Raw genomic sequence first — 17,914 nt, 5'->3', positions numbered from 1 at the left:
GTGCCATGAGTGAAAACCTTCCCCCCTGCCCTGAATGCTCCAGCGCCTACACCTACGAGATGGGTGCGCTCCTTGTCTGCCCCGAGTGCGGGCACGAGTGGTCACCGTCCGAGGCGTCCGCGGACGGCACCTCCGGCAGCAAGGTGATCAAGGACGCGGTCGGCAACGTGCTCGCCGACGGTGACACCGTGACGGTGGTCAAGACGCTGAAGGTCAAGGGCAACCCGACCGGCATCAAGGCGGGCACCAAAGTGCGCAACATCCGCCTGGTCGACGGCGTGGACGGCCACGACATCGACTGCAAGGTCGACGGGTTCGGCGCCATGCAGCTCAAGTCCAGCGTGGTGAAGAAGGTCTGACCCGGCCCTCGCCGTGCCGGCCGCCCGGGACGACGTCCCGGGCGGTTTCACAGGCGCATGGCCTCTGATTCGAGCGGCTTGGATCCTCGCATCCGGGTTCGGCGTAGCCGGCGCCGCAGGCGAGGATGGGCCGCATGTTCTTGACGAGCGAAGCGAGGTGGGGGTCCCCCCGCCCGAAGGGTGGGGGAGGGTGGATGCGATGCGCCGAGCTCCGACCGGTGGGGACGTGCCGTTGCGTCGGGGAGGGGCCGGCACGATGAGTACGCCGCTGTACCAACTGAAGGCCGAGTTCTTCAAGACTCTCGGCCACCCGGTCCGTATCCGCGTCCTGGAGCTGCTGAGTGAGCGTGAGCACGCGGTGGCGGAGATGTTGCCCGAGGTGGGCATCGAGCCCGCACATCTGTCCCAGCAGCTCGCTGTGCTGCGGCGGGCGAATCTGGTCAAGACCCGCAAGGAGGGTTCGACCGTGTACTACTCGCTGACCAGTTCGCAGGTCGCGGAGCTTCTGCGGGTCGCACGGACGATCCTGTCCGGGGTGCTCGCCGGGCAGGCCGACCTGCAGGCCGCGCAGGGCGAGGAAAGGCCGCCGTCGTAGCCACGGCCCTCACGAAGCCTGCGATCCGGTGGGTGCCGAAGATGTAGAAGAAGGTGCGCAGCGCGACGCCACGCTCCTTCTGGCTCTCGGCGTCCCCGTCCTTCTTCGCGTCGCTCACGCATCGCTCACGCGCGGTTGGCTGCCGAGCAGCGCCTGGTCAGATCTGGCCGAGGTCGATCTCCACTGGGAAGGGGGCCACTGCCTTGAGGACGCCGGTGAACACGTCTCCGTTCCGGTAGGTCCTTGTCGCGGGGTCGAGAACGTAGGTGTAGACGAGAGGAACGCCTGTCGCGGCCTGCTCGATGCGCCAGTAGAAGGCGATGCCTGCCTTGGCGTACTGGTCGACCTTCACGATCCGGTCGGTGGTCTCCGAGCCTGGCGACACCACCTCCGCGACCAGCAGCACGTGCTCGGGGCGGGTTGGGGTGATGTCGATGGTGTCTGCCTGGTACACGACGACGTCGGGGCGGCGATTGGTGAGAGGGACGTCCTGAAGCCGGACGTCGAAGCCGGTGTCGGCGTTCCACTCCGGGCCCGCGGCGGCATCCAGGGCGTTCGCCAGAATCCGGGCCAGACGGTTGAGCCGCTTGGACGCACTGGGGCTCACGACGACCATCCCGTCCACGATCTCGATGCCGGCGCACTGTTCCTCGGACCAGGAGTCGTACTCCTGCGCCGTGATCTGCTCATGCATCCACGCCGGGGCCATCATCTCGGCCGTCATGAAGCACCTCCCGGACACTGTGCCGCGGCCCGATCCCGCTGGATCGAGCGTACTGTCTGCCGTCCGCCCGGCATGCTGATCTCGCTCACGTCCCCTCCCTGTCGGCCGGCATCCGACGAGCGAGCCCACGACGAGTGAGACACCGGCGCGTTGGACTCGTCACCGGGGGATCGGAACAGACGAGTGGCACCACTGAGACGGTGCAGGCTGCCCTGGCCGAACGGCGGGGCGCCACCCTCGCCGGTCTGGCCGGTGAGCGGTACCCGTCGCTCACGCAAAACGGCCCCGGACGAGGAGTCCGAGGCCGGGTGGGAGCCCTCCCTGAGGGATAAATCCCAGGTCAGAGCGGTAATGCGTTGCGCCCCCGGCAGGATTCGAACCTGCGACACCCGCTTTGGGAGTTTCCCCGGACGGTGCTGTGACCTGCGGAAACGTCGAGCTCAGGCCTGGAGGGTGCAATACAGGAGCTTGGGCATATCTGTGATCAACAGACGGTGGCCGCCGGTGGTGGCCGAGGCGGTCCAGGCCCAGGCGCCGAGGGGGAGCGGTGCCCGCCGCGTACTTCGCCCGTGCCCGCCCCGCCTGCGGAAACGTCGGCATCTGCTGAACCCGTTCTGCGCGGCACTGCCTTGTGGGCATCGACTGGTCGTGCTGATAGCGCCACTGACAGCCCGTCCGGTTCGGTAGAAGATCGCGCTCACGACCTCCCGGAGATCACAGGTTCCCGGGTCTCCCGTCGCCGACCGCCCCACACGGTCCTGTTTCCAGGCCGTGATCATCGGCTCGATCAGTACCACGAACGAGTGATCACGAACCGGGAGGGAAGGGGCTTAACGCCCTCTCGGACGATCACATACCCAACAACGTGACAACGCCGTGCGCAGGGCGACAGACATGCCAGCCGGTGAACGATGCCGGAAAGCCGTATGCGGGAGAACCGCACGTACGGTTCGAAGCGGCGGGGACTGGACACGGAGCGGCAGCCACCGCGCCAGTCCCCGACGCTACTAGGCTCGGTTTTGGGCAAGCGCCGGGTTCTGGGTGGGGGTGTCGGTCGGGGCCGGGACGTCCTTCCCGGCGTTCTCCGGCGCGCCGAACCAGGCCACCGCGACCGCGCCCGAGACCGCCAGGACGAAGCCGGTCACCGCCAGCCAGGCGAAGCCGGGGCGTGAGGCGTCCCCCAGCCACCAGACGCCGATCATGCCGGGCAGCACGGTCTCGCCGACCACCAGCGCCGCCGTCGCCCCGTTCACCGAGCCGATCTGCAGCGCGACGGTGTGCAGGTACATGCCGCCGATTCCGGCGACCAGAATGGCGTACAGGGCCGGGTCGGTGAGCAGCGTGGCCAGGTCGAACGGATCGATCCCGTTCAGCACTCGCACGCCCACGCCGAGCGCGCCGAAGCCGAGACCGGAGAGCAGACCGGCCAGGATCGCGGCCCGGGAGCCGAGCCGCCGGACCAGGACCGTGCCGCCCGCCATCAGTAGCAGTGAGATCGTGAGGAGCCACCAGTGGGTGGTGATCGGCGTGTGCCCGCTGCCCTCAGGGCCCGCCGCGCTCGCGAGCAGCACCAGCGCCGAGCAGACGACTGCGATCGAGGTCCACTCCGCCCGGGTCAGCCGGATGCCGAGCAGCTTGACGCTCAGGACGGCCGTGATGATGAGGTTGGCGCTGATGACCGTCTGGGAGAGGAACAGCGGCAGCAGGCGGGCGGCGAGCGCGCCGAGTCCGAAGCCGACGAAGTCCAGGACCGTGCCGACGACGAACTCCCAGGTCATCGCGGCCTGGGCGGTGGAGGAGAGACTGGGGCCACCATGCGTGGTGACCTGTCCGGTGGTGTGCCCGGCGGCGGCCGCCTCGCGGCGGGCCGACTTGCGGGAGCCGACGGCCTGGAGGACGGAGCCCGTGCCGTAACAGATCGAGGCCGCAACGGCGGTCAGGAGTCCTATGAGCACCGAGCACTCCGTTCAGGGGGTGGTTCCTGGCTGTTCTCCCTGCCAGACGCGGGATCGACCGCCCGCGTTGCGCGGACCGGGTCTGCGTCGAGATGGACGTGAAGAAGGCCGTCCGGCATCCCGCAGGGGACGCGGCGTAACGATCAAGCGGAGATGCTCGCTACGTGTTCACGCTGGAGTACGTACCTGCGCTGTTCGGTTACTGAGGTTCGCCGCGTGATGTCGTAGCAGGCCACGGGCTGCGACCGTCAGCAGCGGAGACACCACCACTGCGACCACACAGGACCATCGGCTGCTGCCGTCCCTGAACGACGAGTCGTACGGGGATCTCGCCGGGCCTGCGCTCAACCCCCTACAGCGCCGCCCTGGGGCTCGACCGGGGCCGGTCGCGTCAGGTCCACGGAGCCGGCACAGAAGTCGTACCGGGATGCCGCCGAAGATGGTGTCCGACCGTCGGCCGCTCGGCGGTCGGCGCCCCACCCTCTCCACCGGTCTTTCCGGGCAGGGTGCCCGGTACTTCAGGACCGGGGTGAATGCCCGTTCCCGCGTAGCGGGGCAGGGGTAGCTGGATCGCCGCCGGGGCGATCCGGCGTACCGCCCGACTCGGCGGCGCGGCGCACTACGGAGATCAGCCATGAGTTCAGGGACGCGGCAACGAGTGGCTGGCCGCCGGGAACGCCGACGTGCAGCAGCAGGCGCTCAAGGACTTCGCCAAGGCCAAGAACGCCCGCTTCACCTCCGGGTTCGGTGAGCCGACCTGGCGCAAGAAGTTCAAGCACGAGGGCTTCCGTGTCGTCGGCACCGCCCGTGTGCCCGAGTGCGACGAGGACGGCTCGGCGAAGCTGAACACGAAGACCGGCAAGCAGGTCATGGGCCGGTCCGTCGTGGTGCAGAAGCTGAACCGGCGGTGGGCTCAGGTGAGGGTGCCCGGCTGCGGCTGGGTCCGCTTCCGTCTCAGTGTGAAGGGCAAGGGCGCGAAGCTGCCCGACGCGAAGACGTTCCGGGTCACCTTCCGCAACAGGCAGTGGCATGTGGCGTTCGCCGTCATCCCCGATCCGACCGGGGCACCCGGCACGGGTGCGGTCATCGGCATCGACCGGGGCGTGACCATCACCGCCGCCCTCTCCGACGGCCGCACCCTGGACTGCCCCCAGCTCACCACCCGGGAACGCGCCCAGATCCGCAAGCACCAGCGGCGCGCAGCCCGCGCCCCGAAGAGCAGCGAGCGGAAGAGTGCCGAGTACGCGAAGGTCGCCCGGCTCAAGGCCCGCGAGGCGAACCGCCGCAAAGACTGGTGCGAGAAGACCAGCACCATGCTCGCCCGGTCGTACGACCTGGTGCGGTTCGAGAAGCTGAACATCAAGAACATGACCCGGTCGGCCAAGGGCACGGTCGCCGAGCCGGGCAAGAACGTCGCGCAGAAGCGGGGCCTGAACCGGAGCATCCTCGCCCAGGGCTGGGGTCTCCTGCGTCAGCGCACCGAGCACAAGGCCCCCGGACGCGTCGAAGACGTGCCCGCCCCGTACACGAGTCTGCGGTGCAGTGCCTGCGGATGGATCGAGAAGAACTCGCGCGAGAGCCAAGCCGAGTTCGTCTGTTGCTCCTGCGGCTTCACCTGCAACGCGGACACCAACGCAGCAACCAACGTCGCGGCAGGACAGGGCGGGATTCCCCGCCCCCGGCGAACAGCCGGTGCCGGAGGGACAACACCGCCCACACCGCGGTTGAGTGTCCGTGAACCTCAGCCCAACTGGGTTGGAATCCCCCTCTTTTAAGAGGGGGAGGATGTCAACTGAACGTCACCCGCAGCCGCAGCCGCCCAGCCGCCAGCCGCCACGGAGGCCTCACCCGCCAAGGCTTCCTCACCCAGTCTGGACGAGGTATCCACCAGAAACGGACATGACGCCCTCCAGGAGGTGAGGGCTCACGCTCCGAGGGCGCGTGCGAGGAGCATTCCCCGGGTGTTGGTCGAGGTCTTGGCGAAGATCGATTTGAGGTGGTCCTGCACGGTGAGCTCGGAGAGGGACATCCGGCAGGCCACCGTGTGGTTGTCGCCGCCCCTGGCCAGGTGACTGAGCAGGTCGCCCTCGCGGGGGCTCAGGGCGAAAGCCCTGGCGAACACCGCGAGCCGCTCGGTCGGTGAGGTCTCCTCGATGGTGACGGCGATGGCCCGCCGCCGGGCCTGCGGAGCCGCGTCGCCGATCCGCGCGGCGCTCAGGGTCAGCCACAGGCCGTCCGCCAGGTGAACCCGGGAGCGCGGCGGGTGCGCATCGACTCCCGCCTCGAGAGCCAGCAGCTGGGCCGCGACGTTGTAGGCGCTCGCGGGCACCGCCGGGCGGCCGTGCTCGGGCGGCACCAGCAGGCTCAGACAGGCGTAGGTCTCCGGGGTCTGGGCCAGCACCAGCAGGTCGGGGGAGAGCAGCAGCACCAGCGGACCCGGGCGCGGGGCGTGGGACGGTCGTACGACGAAGGTCCCCGCCTGGATGCGGCGCAGCGCCGTGGACACCGGGGCGGTGAGACGGGCCAGGTACGCGGCTTCCGCGGCGCTGAAGGCCCGGTCGCAGCGGTACAGGTCGAGGAAGCCCCAGCAGCCGAAGCGGTCCTTGAACACCAGCGAGGCGATGTCCCGCACGCCGTAGTCCCGCAGCAGTTCGCGCCACAGCAGGTTGCGGGAGGGGTCGGGGAGATCGCTCAGCAGAGCGACGCCGTCGAGTGCCGTCCAGCGGTCGAGCGCGGTCAGGTATTTCAGGCGGGTCATCTTGGGCAGTTCCGGCAGGCACGGCACGTCGGCGACCGGTGAGCAGCCCACGGCGGTCTCGGGGTCGGTGAGAAGGAAGGCGTACGCGTCGAAGCCGGTGGCCGTCCGCAGCTCGTCGAGGAGCCGCACACGCAGGCTCCGGGAGTCGCCACCGGCCTCGCAGAGGCGGACGACACGCTCGTGCGACCGCGCGTAGGCGATAGGAACCGCCATGTTTCGAGCGTACGACGCAATTCCCCACATTTCTGGGATGGGCCGCGCCCCGGGCCGCCGTCCAGGATGGAGGGACCGGACCCAGGAGCAACCGATGAGCAGCAAACCAAATCTCCCTGCGACGGCCGACCCCGTCGCGACACCTCGACGCAGGCTCGGAGCCGGCACCCCCTGGCGTAAGGTCCTGGTCGCGACCGCGCTCGCCGCCACGGCCGCGCTCAGCACCGCCGCCCCGGTCGGGGCCCAGACCCAGCAGGGTCAGGTGGTCGTGTGGATCGACGACAGCTTTGGCGGCGGAACCGTCACCAGCCAGCCGGCCGGGATCAACTGTCATGTGGTGGCGTTTCTGAACCCGTATGAGAGCGAAGAAGGGCGCCCGGGCCAGACCGGCACGTGCTCCGCGAGCTTCCCGGTCGGAACGACTGTCACCTTCATCGCCACGCCCGATCCGGGTTCTCACTTCAACTCCGCCGACCCACCTCGCCTGACCGTGGGGGCACCCGGCTACAACACGGCCTGGATCTCCTTCTGCCCGGACCCGGAGGCCAGCCCCTACTGCTGGTACTACTGACACCTCACGCACCACACCGTCGTACGGCCCCCAGGCGGGAGCGGCGTAGCGGCTCACCGCAGCGGGGGCAGTGCGGGGACGGGTTGTCGCGGTGGCCGGTCAGCCAGGAGTGGCGGAGTGGGACGCGACCGGTGGGGATCGCGGAGTGCAGGGTGCGGCGCATCTGGGTGTAGAGGCGGCGGCGGTCGGCCTCGGTGAGGTCGTTCGAGTGGGTTTCGAGTGGGTGCTGGGGCGTACCTTCGCGCGCCAGAGGATCTCGTCGGCGAGCAGGTTGCCCAGTCGGGCTACGACGGACTGGTTGGTGAGGACGGTCTTGATGCTGCCGCGGCGTGCGGAGAGCGCGGCCTCGAACTCCTCGCGGTCCATCGCCAGCGCGTCCGGTCCCTGGCTTTCCAGCAGCCGTACGACATCGGAGTCGTCGTCGGCCAGCCACAGGCCCCGGAGCTTGCGCTGGTCCCGGTAGCGGAGCCGGCGGTCGGCGCCCACGGTGAACAGGACGCGGTCGTGGGGCTCGGCCGGTTCGTCGGGGTGAGCGAAGAACAGGCGGCCGGTCATACCGAAGTGCAGGTGGGGCCGCCGGTGTGGGCCAGGAGCCACTTGCCGCGCCGGTCCGCCTTGGTGAATCGCCGGCCCTCCAACACGTCGCTCAGTTGCCGGGCGCTCACCCCGTGCAGGACGCCCGCGTGGCGCACGTCGACGCGTCGGACGACCCGGTCCTTCGCACAGGACTCGGACACCCTCCGGAAACCTCGACGTCGGGCAGCTCAGGCATGAAGGACGGCCTTCCGCAGGAGGATGCCGTACACCTTCACATGTGTCCCCCCCCCATTTGAGGAGCTTCTCTCGTCCTCTCGTCCTCTCGTCGTCGGCTCAGCGCCTCTTGAACTCCACCGGCCCCGCGTTCATCTGCACGGTCCCGTCGACGTGGAGGACGGGCCGGCGTTCCGTCATGCGTCCGCTGCAGTCCCGCCGGTGCCCTGATCACTGCGGCCGAGAACGGCAGCGGCCCGCCGGGGAGGCGGCGGTTGAGTGCCGGCCGCAGGATGAAATAGATCTTGTGGATGCTGTTCGCAGCGAGCGCTTGGCAGACGTGCTTCTGCGCGGTCGTCGGGTCGGTCTTGCCGTTGCGGGTGGCCTTCCCACTGTTCCTGGCACTGGCGGAGACGGGCGCAGAAGAGTTCCAGTATCTCGGCCGTGAGCTTGCCGGCCTTCAGCGTGCCGAAGGTCGGCTTGAGGTAGTTGCGCATGATGCCTTCGGCCCGCTCATACGACGTCTCGTCGAGCTCGGCGACACCGAGCCGGTCGAGCAAGAAGGCCACGCTGGCCTGGTAGCCGGATCCGTTGGACGCGGACTCTCCGAACGGGCTTGAGCTTGGTGTTCGCCATGCTGTGGAACCTACTGGCGGCCAATGCCACGGCTACGACGAACAGCGCGCCTACCCGAGAGAGGTAAACGCGCTGGTCAGACACTGTGCCCCCGGCAGAATCGAACCTGCGACACCCGCTTTAGGATGTCAGGCTGGCCGAGGCACTATGTTCACTGCCCGGTAGACGTAGCCGTCTTGCTTGAAGCCAGGGGCTTCCCATTGGAGATCTACGCGTTGCCCCGGCGACAGCGTATGGAAGCCCTTCGTCTGGATGTCGGAGTAGTGGCCCCAACAACCGCCGGGTGTCTCGGGAGAGTCGAGTACCCCCCACCCTTCCTCGTCGTGCCACTCACGGACAGTCGCAGTCACCATGCGGTGACTATACGAGTGCCGGCTGCCGACGTATCGGGGACCTCAGCTTGGGAAGCTGCGAGCATTTGCGGCTGGTTCGGGCACTGACCTGGGCGAACGGCTGAGGTGTGACCACTCCGGGGCGAGTCTCTTTCACCGTGGTTCCCCGCTGTTCCCCGTCGCATCTGGTGCGGTAGTGGTGCACGTGGGGACGTCGCCGGACACCTACTCGTCGTCGATGTCAGAGGCGGGAAGGATGTCCGCCAGCTCCTCCGATAGCTCAAGCTTGTAGCGGGCAGCGATGACGCCTAGCTGAATCCCGAAAACCGCGCGTAGCTCACCAAGCGCCGCACCGAATGTGGCGCTCTCAATGCGTCCGCGAACATGTCCCGAGTGGTTGGGACCCGCGGCGTCCAGAAACCGCCGGCAAGCGGCTCGCATGGCCTTGAGGTTCTCTGCCAGGTCGTCCCCAGTGTCAGGCTCCATCAAGATCTGGGTCAACGTCTCCCTGATCTGGAGCACCGATGCGACGCAGTGGTCTGGCTCCTCGACTGCGTGAATGACGGCACGCGGCATTGTGAGGACTCTGCGGTCCTCCAGGTAGACGACAACCTTCTTGGCCATGGCCCGCTGGGGAAGCGGCAGGTCCCAGTCAACTCCGCCGAGCGGCGTGCTGAAGCCTTTGATTCGTCGCATGACCTCCAGAATCTTCACGCTCGGCATCCTAGGTAAGCCCGCGAGCGGCTGGGCTTGAAACAGGTGGCATGGCTTGAAGTGCTACGCGCACTCTTTCCAACTGTGGTGGTGGGGCAGAGGGTCGGGTGCAGGGGCGTTCACCTGCGTTCATGGGCGGTTGGCAGTCGGGGCGGCGACCGCACTCGGTCTTGTTTGAACGGCCTTGAACGCCGCTGAATGAAACGGAAACTGAGACGGGCCCCTGCCTGCGTGGCCAGCTGCGTCGGCGACTTGGCTCGCCACTGGTTGGTCAGTCGGGCAGCGCACCCGGCTCGTCGACATCGGGGCCGAGGTCAGTGGCGGCGGCCAACGCATGGGCCGCGGTAGTGAGGTCGTTCTCCCATCTGAGGAGCTCGTCGGGTCCGATCCATTCGCTGTAGTCCGCTGCGGCGGAGAGGAACCGTGTCTCCTCCCGGGTTCGGGCCGCGACTGTCATCGACAGCCGATCGGCTACGTTCTTGGGGCTCAGCTCGCCTTTCGCGAGGCCGAACGCGAGGCTCACCAGGAGACAACGGCCGGCCGTCTCCTCGTCGGGAAGAGGTATGCCGAGTTCGCCCAGGGCCAGCACATACAGTTGTCGGATCTCAACCGGGTCGCTGCGGCGCGGGAGTCCGGCCAGCTCGCGCAGGGCAGGGGAATCACGTCCGTCGGCAAGCGAATGCGCAGCGAGCATCGGGAGTTCCTCGGGAGGGAGTGTCTCCGCCACGTACTGCCAAGCGCTGTGCCGCAACCGGTCCATGCGCCCATCGTGGAGGGCGACGAGACGGACTGGCCAACCGATTGCTGTCGTGGGGCAATGACCTCTTCGTCCCGAAGCAACTTCGGCGGGGGGTGCTGCCTTGGACTGATGTGGCTCTGAGCTGCGCTGATGGTCCGCTGACGTACGCCGAAGTCCGCCGGTGTTCGTCGGCGTTGTCACGCAGTTACACACTCAGCCTCGTTGCCCTTGTGGTGCGGGAAACACCGGTGCGGGGGTGCTGACGGCTGTCCTACGATCATTCTGCCTGCGTCGGCCGGCGCGCTTTAGACCCGCAGCACAGGCCCGCTGTGGAGGGTGCCAGCCCGTTCGAACCGGGTGACGTGGGCTGACATCTGCTGGGCGGTCCGCTGCGAGATTTGCCATGTGCCGCACCCGAGGACAGTCAGCCACGACGGCGGGCGTGCCAATCGACAAGGCGCGCGTGTGCCTTGCTGTACCCCGGCGACCTCAGCCACGCTGTCGGTCTGTGCTTGAGTGCTCTCAATCCAAGGACCATGGTGACCTGCGACGTTGTCGTGTCTCCATCCAGAGTGCCCGCCCCTCTCGGTAGGTCCTGGTGTTGGTGCGGGGTGAGTACTTCTGAGCATGACCATGTCCCAAGCCTCCAGAGTGGAGCGCCGCTGTCCGGATTCTGGCGGCGAGAGCTGGTGGGCTGTCCGGGCACACGAACTGGCGCATCTCCGTGCGAGCGGTTCAATACCTGCGCGTGAACCCTCCTGGCCGCTTCGGACAACAGGGGGTGGAATGCACTCCACTCCTATTGCACGAAGAAGCGAGGGCCTCGTGGGGGATCCACCCACCGACGACGCGTTGGTCATCCAGGAATCCCTGGAGCGGCCGGAGATATTCGCCAGGCTTTACGACAGACACGCCGCCGAGATCCACCGGTATGTGATGCGCCGACTGGGCGACAGTCACGCCGACGACATCACGGCGCAGACCTTCCTCACCGCCTTCCGCAACCGCGCCCGCTACGACGTCGCGCGCGCCAGTGCCCGGCCGTGGCTCTACGGCATCGCCGGCAACCTCATCGGCAACCACCGCCGCTCCGAAGTGCGGGCGCTGCGGGCGCTGGCCCGTACCGGCGTCGACCCGGTGGCCGAGTCCTGGTCGGAACGGGCCGACGAGCGGGTGACGGCCGAGGCCTCGCAGCAGGCGCTGGCCGGGGCGATCGCGGCCTTGCCCGGGAAGGACCGGCATGTGCTGCTGCTGGTCGCCTGGGCGGACTTCACTTACCAGGAGTGTGCCGACGCCCTCGGGGTGCCGGTCGGCACGGTCCGCTCCCGGCTGAACCGAGCGCGGCGCAAGATGCGTACGGCGCTCGGCGCCGACCCCACCCTCGTAAGCGACCACAACGGGGCGGTAACCCATGGATGACATGACCAAGATGCACGAGCTGCGCGCCGATGCGCCGACGCCGGACCGGGTGCGGCTGGCTCCCGGCCGCCAGAAGCTGCTGGGAGCAGCGCAGCAGGGCTCTGCCCGCAGGATGCGGCTGGACTGGCGCGTGACGGCTGCGGGGGTCGCCACGACGGTGATCACCATCGCGGTGCTGGTGACCATGCTCGTCGGTGGCGATGGACCCGAGCGCGGCGTGCAGCCTGCCAGCCCCGACCTGACGTCCGCAACGGCACTCCTGGAGCAGGCGGCGGAAGTGGTGTCGCAGCAGCCGGATCTGCATCCGCGCGACGGCCAGTGGGTCTACCTGAAGACCGCGCAGTGCCAGCACGGAGCGTCGGACGCGGCGCCCGATGCCAAGCCCGAGGTGAGCGAGGAGTGGGTCCAGTACGACAGCCCCGTGAGGGAGGACGACAAGGACGGCGACAACGAGCCCTCGCAGCGGCGGCTGTATCGCCTGCTCGCCTCGCTGCCGGACGACCCCGCCGAGATCCGGAAGCAGGCGGCGGACATGTTCCCCATGGGCAAGGACACCGGCTTGACGGGTGAGCAGCGCGAGACCTTCGCGCTCCTGGCGATCCTCGACGAGGCCTATCCCGTGCATCCGCAGGGGATGGCCAAGCTGTACCGGGCCCTGGCCGCGGACCCCGGGATCGAGGTGGTCCCGCACCTGGTGAAGGACCCCATGGGGCATGACGCCATCGCCATATACCCGGACCTGGGCAGCAAGGCCGTTCAGCGCCGGGAGTACCTCCTCGACCCCGACACCTTCCAGTACCAGGGGAACCAGTCGGTCGCGGTGCGCGACTACGAGGAGAAGTATGAGGACGGCTCGTCGGCTGGGCCCTCGCGCAAGAAGGGCGAGGTCACATTCTGCGAGATGAAGACGACCCAGTCCCTCGTCGACCGGGACGGCGAGAAGCCCTAAACCGGCCGGGCGGGGCGGCCCACAGGCCGCCCCGCCCGCCGACCGAGCCCAAGGCCGTACCGGGGCGCAACACCGCCTGGAGTGTCTTGCCTGTAGTACGGAAGTCGGGAGAGCCTGTTACTCCGTCCAAGGAAGCGCTCTGACTTGGTTCGTTGTGACCGGGAATCAAGCCGCCAGCGATCTTGAAAACCGTCGTGGCAGCGATGTCACCGTGGGTTCAAATCCCACACCCACCGCACGTGAACGGCCCCTGACCTGCTGGATCGGTCAGGGGCCGTTGGCATGTCCTGGCACCGCTGTCGCCCGGTGTTCCCTGTGGTTCCCCGGCCGGGCGGGCACGAAAGGGGCACGGATAACCTCTGTGGCCATGGCTGCTGTTGACCCGACTGACCCGCAGAGTGAGCAAGAGATGGGGCGGATCGCCTTCTGGCTCGCTCCCGATGACCTTCGCTGGCTGGCAAGACATTGCTGCTGCGGCCCAGAAGCATCGGACGAAGATCGTGATCGTTGCGGCCGGATCCGCTTCCGGGCCAGCGCTGCCCTGCACAAGCAGGGGCTTACCGACTGAGAGTGCCGCCCCGGGGTCAACTTTGACCTCGCGGCCTCATCCTTATCAGGTCGATCACGAAGCCCCTGTCACCCAGACATCGCCCAGCTCTGAGGCGATCTAACGGCCGCCGAGAGCCGTATCAGTCCGGCTCCGTACAGCGTTGTTGGTGTCAGCCGTTGGTGTCAGACGTCACGGGGCGACTCGGCAGTTGGGTTAGTCGGGAACCGCAAGGGGCCATGCCCAAATGCTCCGTACTGCACCTTCGAGGGCGCTTCGCCGGGAGCCGGGTTCGGCATCCTGGGCATCCCCGTCACGTGGGAACGGGCGTTCCAGCCCGCACGGAAGAGATCTGCAAGGAGATCCTCGATCTCATCAGCCGTCTTTTCCATGCTGGCGATGGTCATCTTCGAGACGGAGAGGCCGATGGACTTCTTGAGCGGCTTCATCGCCGCAAACCCATCTCCCTCCTCCTCGGGCGCGAAGAGCGAGTGCACGACCCGATTGCGCTGATCCTTCAGAGCGCGTGCTCTGGTCAGGCAGTCCTTTACCGCGGCCTCGTCCTCCGCCGGAACCTTTCTGATCTCAAGTGCCAGCTTGCAAAGGTCAATAAGCCGGTCAGTTCCCTCGGCGTTGGCGTAACTGATCAGTGTGGGCTCAGGCGCGAGGGAGCCAAGCAGGCCACGCAGTGCGCTGTCGAGGCGAGCACCCGCGAGTGTTACGCGGCCTACCGCCTCAAGAAGAGGATTGCGCTCTCTACTGACTTCCTCTGCTGTCATGAGCGGCATGCTATGGGCCACTAGTGGGTGGTGCGTCGTATTTTCACTTCGAGGCACCTGCCCACTCCACCCCTCACCCACCACCATTCCTGAGCGCCCCCGCCGGAGGCACTGCTTTGAGCGTTGCCGTGCTATGCGGTGATCGACTCATGGCCACGGGCCCTATCCACATGTGGGCGCGCGTCGGCGGCGGCAGCGCCGAGCGGGCCGAAGGCAGGAGCGCGGGCGCAGCCAGAGCCGGGAAGCGCGCCCGGCGGAGCGGAGCGCAGCCGGGGCTTGAACCAGTAGAGAAAGTTGTAACTCAGTCGTTCGCGTGGGGCTTGTCTTGTCTCGGTTGATGCTTGACGCTGTGGCCTCACCTGATGCTTGACACCGCTTGCCTCGGCTTGGCTGTGCGCCTGGATATGGCGCATGGGGAGGGTCGGGGCCGTGCTGGTGGAGTTGAGCGTGGTCGAGCAGCGGTATCACGCGGTGATGGAGGTTGCCGCGGGGGTTCCGGTCACTCAAGTCGCGGCCAGGTATGGGGTGTCGAGACAGTCGGTGCATGCCTGGGTACGCAAGTACGAGCGGTCGGGCCTGCCGGGCCTGGTGGACCGTTCGCACCGTCCGGTCTCGTGTCCGCACCGGATCGCCGGGGAGGTGGAGGCGGTGGTGTGTGAGCTGCGGCGCCGGCATCCCACCTGGGGTCCGCGCCGCCTGGTGCACGAGCTGGACCGCAGGGGCATCACACCGGTCCCCTCCAGGGCGACCATCTACCGGGTCCTGGTCCGCAACGGCCTGGTCGAGCCCGGGGTCCGCAAGCGGCGCCGGTCGGATTACCGCAGGTGGGAACGGTCTGCGGCGATGGAACTGTGGCAGATGGACATTGTCGGCGGCATCCTGCTCGCGGGCGGCGGCGAGTGCAAGATGGTCACCGGGATCGACGACCACTCACGGTTCATGGTGATCGCCAAGGTGGTCGAGCGGGCCACCGCCCGCGCGGTCTGTCGGGCCTTCGGGGAAGCGCTGATCCGGTTCGGAGTGCCTGAGGAGGTGCTGACGGACAACGGCAAGCAGTTCACCGCCCGGTTCGGCTCCGGACGGCCCGGGGAGACGATGTTCGACCGGATCTGCCGGGAGAACGGCATCACCCACCGGCTCACCCGACCGCAGTCCCCGACCACCACCGGGAAGATCGAGCGGTTTCACCAGACACTCAGACGCGAACTCCTCGACGGCTGCGGCCCGTTCGAAGACCTCGCGGCCGCGCAGGCGGCGGTGGATGCCTGGCTGGAGGACTACAACCGGATGCGGCCGCACCAGGCCCTGGACATGGCCGTCCCGGCGAGCCGGTTCGTCCCCCGGCCGCGGGCCGAGCAGGACGTGTTGCCGGTGGTCCTGCCCGCCCGCCTCGACCTGGTCACTCCTGCGGCTCCGCCGGATCCGCCGCCGCTTGAACCGGCGCCGGTGGCCTGGCCGTTGGCCGAGGGCGAGATCGGTGCGATCGAGGTGGAGCGGCAGGTTCCTGCTTCGGGGAATCTGAGCCTGCGCGGGCAGCAGATCTGGTTCGGTCCGGCCCTCGCCGGCACCACGGTCACGTTGCGCATCGACGTGAACCGGCTGCATGTGCTGATCGGCGGGGCACGGCACAAGACGCTGCCCTCGAAACTGTCCGGCCGGGACCTCAAAGCCCTGCTGGCCAGCGGCGATGCCCGTCCAGCCGGACCCTGGCCCGATGATCCCGGCCCGGCCGACGACTCCCCGAAGGCGGTGGAGGTCGATCGCACCGTCAACGCGGTCGGCTACGTCGGCCTGGGCGGCGACAAGGTCCTCATCGGCTGGCCGTTCGCCGGACAACGAGTCACCCTGCGGCTCGACGGACGGATCCTTCAGGTCCTCGACGAACAGCGGGTCCTCAAGGCCACCCTGCCCAGCCCGCTGCCGCCGTCGGCCTGCAGTCGTCTGCAGGGCGGCCGTCCGGCCGGCCCTCCACCGCTGCTGCCACCGCCCGGCGAGCAGATCGCCGAGCGCACCGTCAGCAGCACCGGCGGCTTCGTGGTCGCCGGACAACGCATCCAGCTCGGCCGCGGCCATGCCCGCCAGATTGTCACCGCCCACCTGGACGAGACCAGCATCCGCATCTTCCAGGGAACCGAGCTGATCACCACCGTTCCCCGCGTCACCAGGAAGGAGGTGGTGGTCCGCAACTCCGGCGAACACAATCGCCGAAAGATCGTCTAGGGCAGACGTCAAGCATCACCCGACGCCAACCCGTCAACCATCAACTGAGACTCGACAGGCCAGCGCGCGTCGGAGCTGGCTATGGAGATCGGACTCCTGGCCGCCTGACGGCACCGACCCAATCTGGGTCGGCGGTCGCTATTCAGCGCCCCTACGGTCACGTGTGTGAGACAGAGCACACGTGACCGGGGAGCCGCGAGCATGCCCAGCGACCACAGCCAGCAGGCCCCACCTGCCGCCGGGGCGCTGAAACTCCTGCCGCTCCCCAAGACGTCGACACTGTCGGACGCCCAGCGCCGCGGCGTGAACTGCGCGTGGTGCGCCATCGTCCTCACCGCGGAGACTGCCCGGAGCCTGGGCGCCCGCCCCGCCCCGGGCGGCGGCCAAATGTTCCCCCGCGGCTGCATTTCCTGCGTCTCCTGCGAAGCAGAGCGCGTCTACAACGTGCACTCCCGCAGCTGCCCGCGATGCGCCGCCGGCCGCGCCGAGTGCGGCATCGGGCGCGCCCTGCAGCGCACAACTCTGGAGGGACGCTGATGACCGCGCGCACGCCAGATCGGACGGCGCCCATCGAGGGTGTCGCCCTACTCGTCATCCCGCGCCTGGGCACCCTCTCCGAACGCCAGGTGCGAGGCATCACCTGCGTCTGGGACGCCGCGCTCCTCACCCCCTGCAACGCCGTCAGCCTCGGCCCATGCAGGGCGAGCCGGGCAGGCGAGCGCGTCACCTGGTACCCGCGAGGCTGCCGCTCGTGTGTGGCCGTCGCGGCGCTCATGCAGCTCACCATCCACGCCCGCGCCTGCCCCACCTGCCAGCGTGAAGACGGTGATCCGTGCGACACCTGACGCGTCCTGAATCAGCTCTTCAGGGAGTACTCGCGATGACCTCGGCACAGAAGGCGCTCTTCGCGCTCGGCGACCACTGCTACGCCTGCCCCACCTGCAAGCCGATCTGGCAGGGCGACACGGCCCTTCATCAGCCGTGCTCGATTGCCGAACTGCTGTATCAGCAATGGCGAAAGGTCTTCAAGGAAGTGCGCACGGCATGATCTGCGGAGACTGCGACAAGGCGATCCTGTCCGGCGAGCCGTACAGGACGTACAACATCCCGTCCCCGTCTGGGCCTGGCACGACCGTGTATTTCCACAAGCGGTCCTGCAAGAAGGTGCCGGTCCAGACAACGCAAGGTCCGATACGTCGTTACTGAGCCCCCGCTACCGGTGCCCGCCGATCGCGCCGGTAGCGGGATGAAGCGCGGCCGATCCGACCCCGAGGTTGGCCGCCGGGCCCGCCGCCGCGCGTCCCCCTGTCGTCGGCGGCGGGTCACCCCTCGAGGTCGGCCAACGAGATGTTGAGGACCCACACAATGCGGAGCACAGTGCCTAGCTTCGCCTCTTCGCCTGCCTCGACGTACTGGAGCGTGCGTCGGTCGATGCGGGCCGCCTGCCACACCTGGTCCTGGGTGAGGTTCTGGCGGAGCCGCTCGGTGCGAAGACGTTGGCCGATGGCGTAGCGGCGTTCGGTAAGCCAGTCGCCGTCATCGGGCAGGTCGCGCACTCCCCCCTCCTCGGTGGTCACCCGACACAGGCAACCCCCGCCCTCCTACGGGAGTGCGGGGGTTGTTCGTGTCCGGGCTGGCCTGCGGAAACCTCATG

At 68.2% G+C, this 17,914-nt stretch carries 21 protein-coding genes and 2 pseudogenes; 11 read left to right on the top strand and 12 right to left on the bottom strand.

Features of this window, described 5'->3' with window-relative positions; translation table 11 throughout:
* Positions 1-5: 5 nt before the first annotated feature.
* The gene (locus PBV52_RS20150; protein ID WP_274239931.1) at positions 6-359 is read left to right on the top strand and encodes a zinc ribbon domain-containing protein YjdM; all 354 of its coding nucleotides are present in this window, start codon (positions 6-8) and stop codon (positions 357-359) included.
* A 256-nt stretch (positions 360-615) separates the two neighbouring features.
* Positions 616-954: a metalloregulator ArsR/SmtB family transcription factor gene (locus PBV52_RS20145; RefSeq protein ID WP_274239930.1), complete on the top strand. Its 339-nt coding sequence runs from the start codon at positions 616-618 to the stop codon at positions 952-954.
* Positions 955-976: 22 nt separating this feature from the next.
* Here the strand turns inward: PBV52_RS20145 and PBV52_RS20140 are convergent.
* The 3 genes and pseudogenes from PBV52_RS20140 to PBV52_RS20130 all read right to left on the bottom strand — a co-directional run.
* A pseudogene (locus PBV52_RS20140) lies at positions 977-1,072 on the bottom strand (DUF6126 family protein); the annotation flags it as partial.
* Positions 1,073-1,111: 39 nt separating this feature from the next.
* Positions 1,112-1,678: a Uma2 family endonuclease gene (locus PBV52_RS20135; RefSeq protein WP_274239928.1), complete on the bottom strand. Its 567-nt coding sequence runs from the start codon at positions 1,676-1,678 to the stop codon at positions 1,112-1,114.
* Between the two features lie 1,007 nt (positions 1,679-2,685).
* Positions 2,686-3,633, bottom strand: a complete 948-nt coding sequence (locus PBV52_RS20130) for a hypothetical protein (protein ID WP_274239927.1) — start codon at positions 3,631-3,633, stop codon at positions 2,686-2,688.
* 683 nt (positions 3,634-4,316) lie between these two features.
* Here PBV52_RS20130 and PBV52_RS20125 point away from each other — a divergent pair.
* Positions 4,317-5,408: a transposase gene (locus PBV52_RS20125; protein ID WP_274239925.1), complete on the top strand. Its 1,092-nt coding sequence runs from the start codon at positions 4,317-4,319 to the stop codon at positions 5,406-5,408.
* Between the two features lie 149 nt (positions 5,409-5,557).
* Here the strand turns inward: PBV52_RS20125 and PBV52_RS20120 are convergent, their stop codons facing one another.
* Positions 5,558-6,604, bottom strand: a complete 1,047-nt coding sequence (locus PBV52_RS20120) for a LuxR C-terminal-related transcriptional regulator (protein ID WP_274239923.1) — start codon at positions 6,602-6,604, stop codon at positions 5,558-5,560.
* Positions 6,605-6,698: 94 nt separating this feature from the next.
* On the opposite strand from PBV52_RS20120, the gene PBV52_RS20115 reads away from it, so the two are divergent.
* Positions 6,699-7,175 (top strand): hypothetical protein, encoded by a 477-nt coding sequence (locus PBV52_RS20115; RefSeq protein ID WP_274239920.1) that lies wholly within the window; start codon positions 6,699-6,701, stop codon positions 7,173-7,175.
* Positions 7,176-7,274: 99 nt separating this feature from the next.
* On the opposite strand, the gene PBV52_RS51760 is transcribed toward PBV52_RS20115, so the two are convergent.
* From PBV52_RS51760 to PBV52_RS20090, 6 genes and pseudogenes are all read right to left on the bottom strand, one after another.
* Positions 7,275-7,541 carry a hypothetical protein gene (locus PBV52_RS51760; protein WP_346283463.1) on the bottom strand — a complete coding sequence of 89 codons (267 nt, stop codon included), beginning with the start codon at positions 7,539-7,541 and terminating at the stop codon, positions 7,275-7,277.
* A gap of 135 nt (positions 7,542-7,676) precedes the next feature.
* Positions 7,677-7,867, bottom strand: a pseudogene (locus PBV52_RS51415) (DNA-formamidopyrimidine glycosylase family protein); the annotation flags it as partial.
* Between the two features lie 255 nt (positions 7,868-8,122).
* Complete coding sequence (locus PBV52_RS20105) at positions 8,123-8,494, bottom strand: hypothetical protein (protein ID WP_274239919.1); 372 nt, start codon at positions 8,492-8,494, stop codon at positions 8,123-8,125.
* A gap of 195 nt (positions 8,495-8,689) precedes the next feature.
* Positions 8,690-8,914, bottom strand: coding sequence for a cold-shock protein (locus PBV52_RS20100; protein WP_274239916.1), 225 nt, complete (start codon positions 8,912-8,914; stop codon positions 8,690-8,692).
* Positions 8,915-9,118: 204 nt separating this feature from the next.
* Entirely contained in the window at positions 9,119-9,607 is a 489-nt protein-coding gene (locus PBV52_RS20095) for a DUF6650 family protein (protein WP_274239915.1), read from the bottom strand.
* Positions 9,608-9,878: 271 nt separating this feature from the next.
* Positions 9,879-10,367: a hypothetical protein gene (locus tag PBV52_RS20090; protein WP_274239913.1), complete on the bottom strand. Its 489-nt coding sequence runs from the start codon at positions 10,365-10,367 to the stop codon at positions 9,879-9,881.
* Positions 10,368-11,171: 804 nt separating this feature from the next.
* Between PBV52_RS20090 and PBV52_RS20085 the strand changes: the two genes are divergently transcribed.
* The 3 genes from PBV52_RS20085 (at position 11,172) to PBV52_RS20075 (ending at position 13,282) form a co-directional block, all read left to right on the top strand.
* On the top strand, positions 11,172-11,765 hold the full coding sequence (locus PBV52_RS20085; RefSeq protein ID WP_373921888.1) for an RNA polymerase sigma factor: 594 nt from the start codon (positions 11,172-11,174) through the stop codon (positions 11,763-11,765).
* A gap of 1 nt (position 11,766) precedes the next feature.
* Complete coding sequence (locus PBV52_RS20080) at positions 11,767-12,714, top strand: CU044_5270 family protein (protein WP_274239910.1); 948 nt, start codon at positions 11,767-11,769, stop codon at positions 12,712-12,714.
* A gap of 367 nt (positions 12,715-13,081) precedes the next feature.
* Complete coding sequence (locus tag PBV52_RS20075; protein WP_274239909.1) at positions 13,082-13,282, top strand: hypothetical protein; 201 nt, start codon at positions 13,082-13,084, stop codon at positions 13,280-13,282.
* A 164-nt stretch (positions 13,283-13,446) separates the two neighbouring features.
* On the opposite strand, the gene PBV52_RS20070 is transcribed toward PBV52_RS20075, so the two are convergent.
* The gene (locus PBV52_RS20070) at positions 13,447-14,040 is read right to left on the bottom strand and encodes a hypothetical protein (protein WP_274239908.1); all 594 of its coding nucleotides are present in this window, start codon (positions 14,038-14,040) and stop codon (positions 13,447-13,449) included.
* Positions 14,041-14,481: 441 nt separating this feature from the next.
* On the opposite strand from PBV52_RS20070, the gene PBV52_RS20065 reads away from it, so the two are divergent.
* From PBV52_RS20065 to PBV52_RS20050, 4 genes are all read left to right on the top strand, one after another.
* On the top strand, positions 14,482-16,260 hold the full coding sequence (locus PBV52_RS20065) for an IS481 family transposase (protein ID WP_274249465.1): 1,779 nt from the start codon (positions 14,482-14,484) through the stop codon (positions 16,258-16,260).
* Positions 16,261-16,461: 201 nt separating this feature from the next.
* The gene (locus tag PBV52_RS20060) at positions 16,462-16,797 is read left to right on the top strand and encodes a hypothetical protein (RefSeq protein WP_274239907.1); all 336 of its coding nucleotides are present in this window, start codon (positions 16,462-16,464) and stop codon (positions 16,795-16,797) included.
* Positions 16,797-17,105 carry a hypothetical protein gene (locus PBV52_RS20055; protein ID WP_274239905.1) on the top strand — a complete coding sequence of 103 codons (309 nt, stop codon included), beginning with the start codon at positions 16,797-16,799 and terminating at the stop codon, positions 17,103-17,105. The genes PBV52_RS20060 and PBV52_RS20055 overlap by 1 nt, the downstream gene beginning before the upstream one ends.
* Before the next feature lie 35 nt (positions 17,106-17,140).
* Entirely contained in the window at positions 17,141-17,308 is a 168-nt protein-coding gene (locus PBV52_RS20050) for a hypothetical protein (protein ID WP_274239903.1), read from the top strand.
* 274 nt (positions 17,309-17,582) lie between these two features.
* Here PBV52_RS20050 and PBV52_RS20045 read toward each other — a convergent pair whose 3' ends face one another.
* Positions 17,583-17,837, bottom strand: coding sequence for a helix-turn-helix domain-containing protein (locus PBV52_RS20045; RefSeq protein WP_274239902.1), 255 nt, complete (start codon positions 17,835-17,837; stop codon positions 17,583-17,585).
* Positions 17,838-17,914: the final 77 nt, after the last annotated feature.

The organism is Streptomyces sp. T12, from assembly GCF_028736035.1.
In the GTDB taxonomy this organism is placed as follows: domain Bacteria; phylum Actinomycetota; class Actinomycetes; order Streptomycetales; family Streptomycetaceae; genus Streptomyces.
Note: the sequence above shows the minus strand (reverse complement) of the source record. Positions and strands in the feature narration are given on the sequence as shown.

Excerpts from the sequence above, each read along its gene's own strand:
- PBV52_RS20150 (WP_274239931.1), top strand. The coding sequence starts at position 6 with ATGAGTGAAAACCTTCCCCCCTGCCCTGAATGCTCCAGCGCCTACACC.
- PBV52_RS20070 (WP_274239908.1), bottom strand. The coding sequence starts at position 14,040 with ATGACAGCAGAGGAAGTCAGTAGAGAGCGCAATCCTCTTCTTGAGGCG.
- PBV52_RS20135 (WP_274239928.1), bottom strand. The coding sequence starts at position 1,678 with ATGACGGCCGAGATGATGGCCCCGGCGTGGATGCATGAGCAGATCACG.
- PBV52_RS20115 (WP_274239920.1), top strand. The coding sequence starts at position 6,699 with ATGAGCAGCAAACCAAATCTCCCTGCGACGGCCGACCCCGTCGCGACA.
- PBV52_RS20060 (WP_274239907.1), top strand. The coding sequence starts at position 16,462 with ATGCCCAGCGACCACAGCCAGCAGGCCCCACCTGCCGCCGGGGCGCTG.
- PBV52_RS20100 (WP_274239916.1), bottom strand. The coding sequence starts at position 8,914 with ATGGTGACTGCGACTGTCCGTGAGTGGCACGACGAGGAAGGGTGGGGG.
- PBV52_RS20090 (WP_274239913.1), bottom strand. The coding sequence starts at position 10,367 with ATGGACCGGTTGCGGCACAGCGCTTGGCAGTACGTGGCGGAGACACTC.
- PBV52_RS20080 (WP_274239910.1), top strand. The coding sequence starts at position 11,767 with ATGACCAAGATGCACGAGCTGCGCGCCGATGCGCCGACGCCGGACCGG.
- PBV52_RS20050 (WP_274239903.1), top strand. The coding sequence starts at position 17,141 with ATGACCTCGGCACAGAAGGCGCTCTTCGCGCTCGGCGACCACTGCTAC.
- PBV52_RS20145 (WP_274239930.1), top strand. The coding sequence starts at position 616 with ATGAGTACGCCGCTGTACCAACTGAAGGCCGAGTTCTTCAAGACTCTC.
- PBV52_RS20120 (WP_274239923.1), bottom strand. The coding sequence starts at position 6,604 with ATGGCGGTTCCTATCGCCTACGCGCGGTCGCACGAGCGTGTCGTCCGC.
- PBV52_RS51760 (WP_346283463.1), bottom strand. The coding sequence starts at position 7,541 with ATGGACCGCGAGGAGTTCGAGGCCGCGCTCTCCGCACGCCGCGGCAGC.
- PBV52_RS20075 (WP_274239909.1), top strand. The coding sequence starts at position 13,082 with ATGGCTGCTGTTGACCCGACTGACCCGCAGAGTGAGCAAGAGATGGGG.
- PBV52_RS20055 (WP_274239905.1), top strand. The coding sequence starts at position 16,797 with ATGACCGCGCGCACGCCAGATCGGACGGCGCCCATCGAGGGTGTCGCC.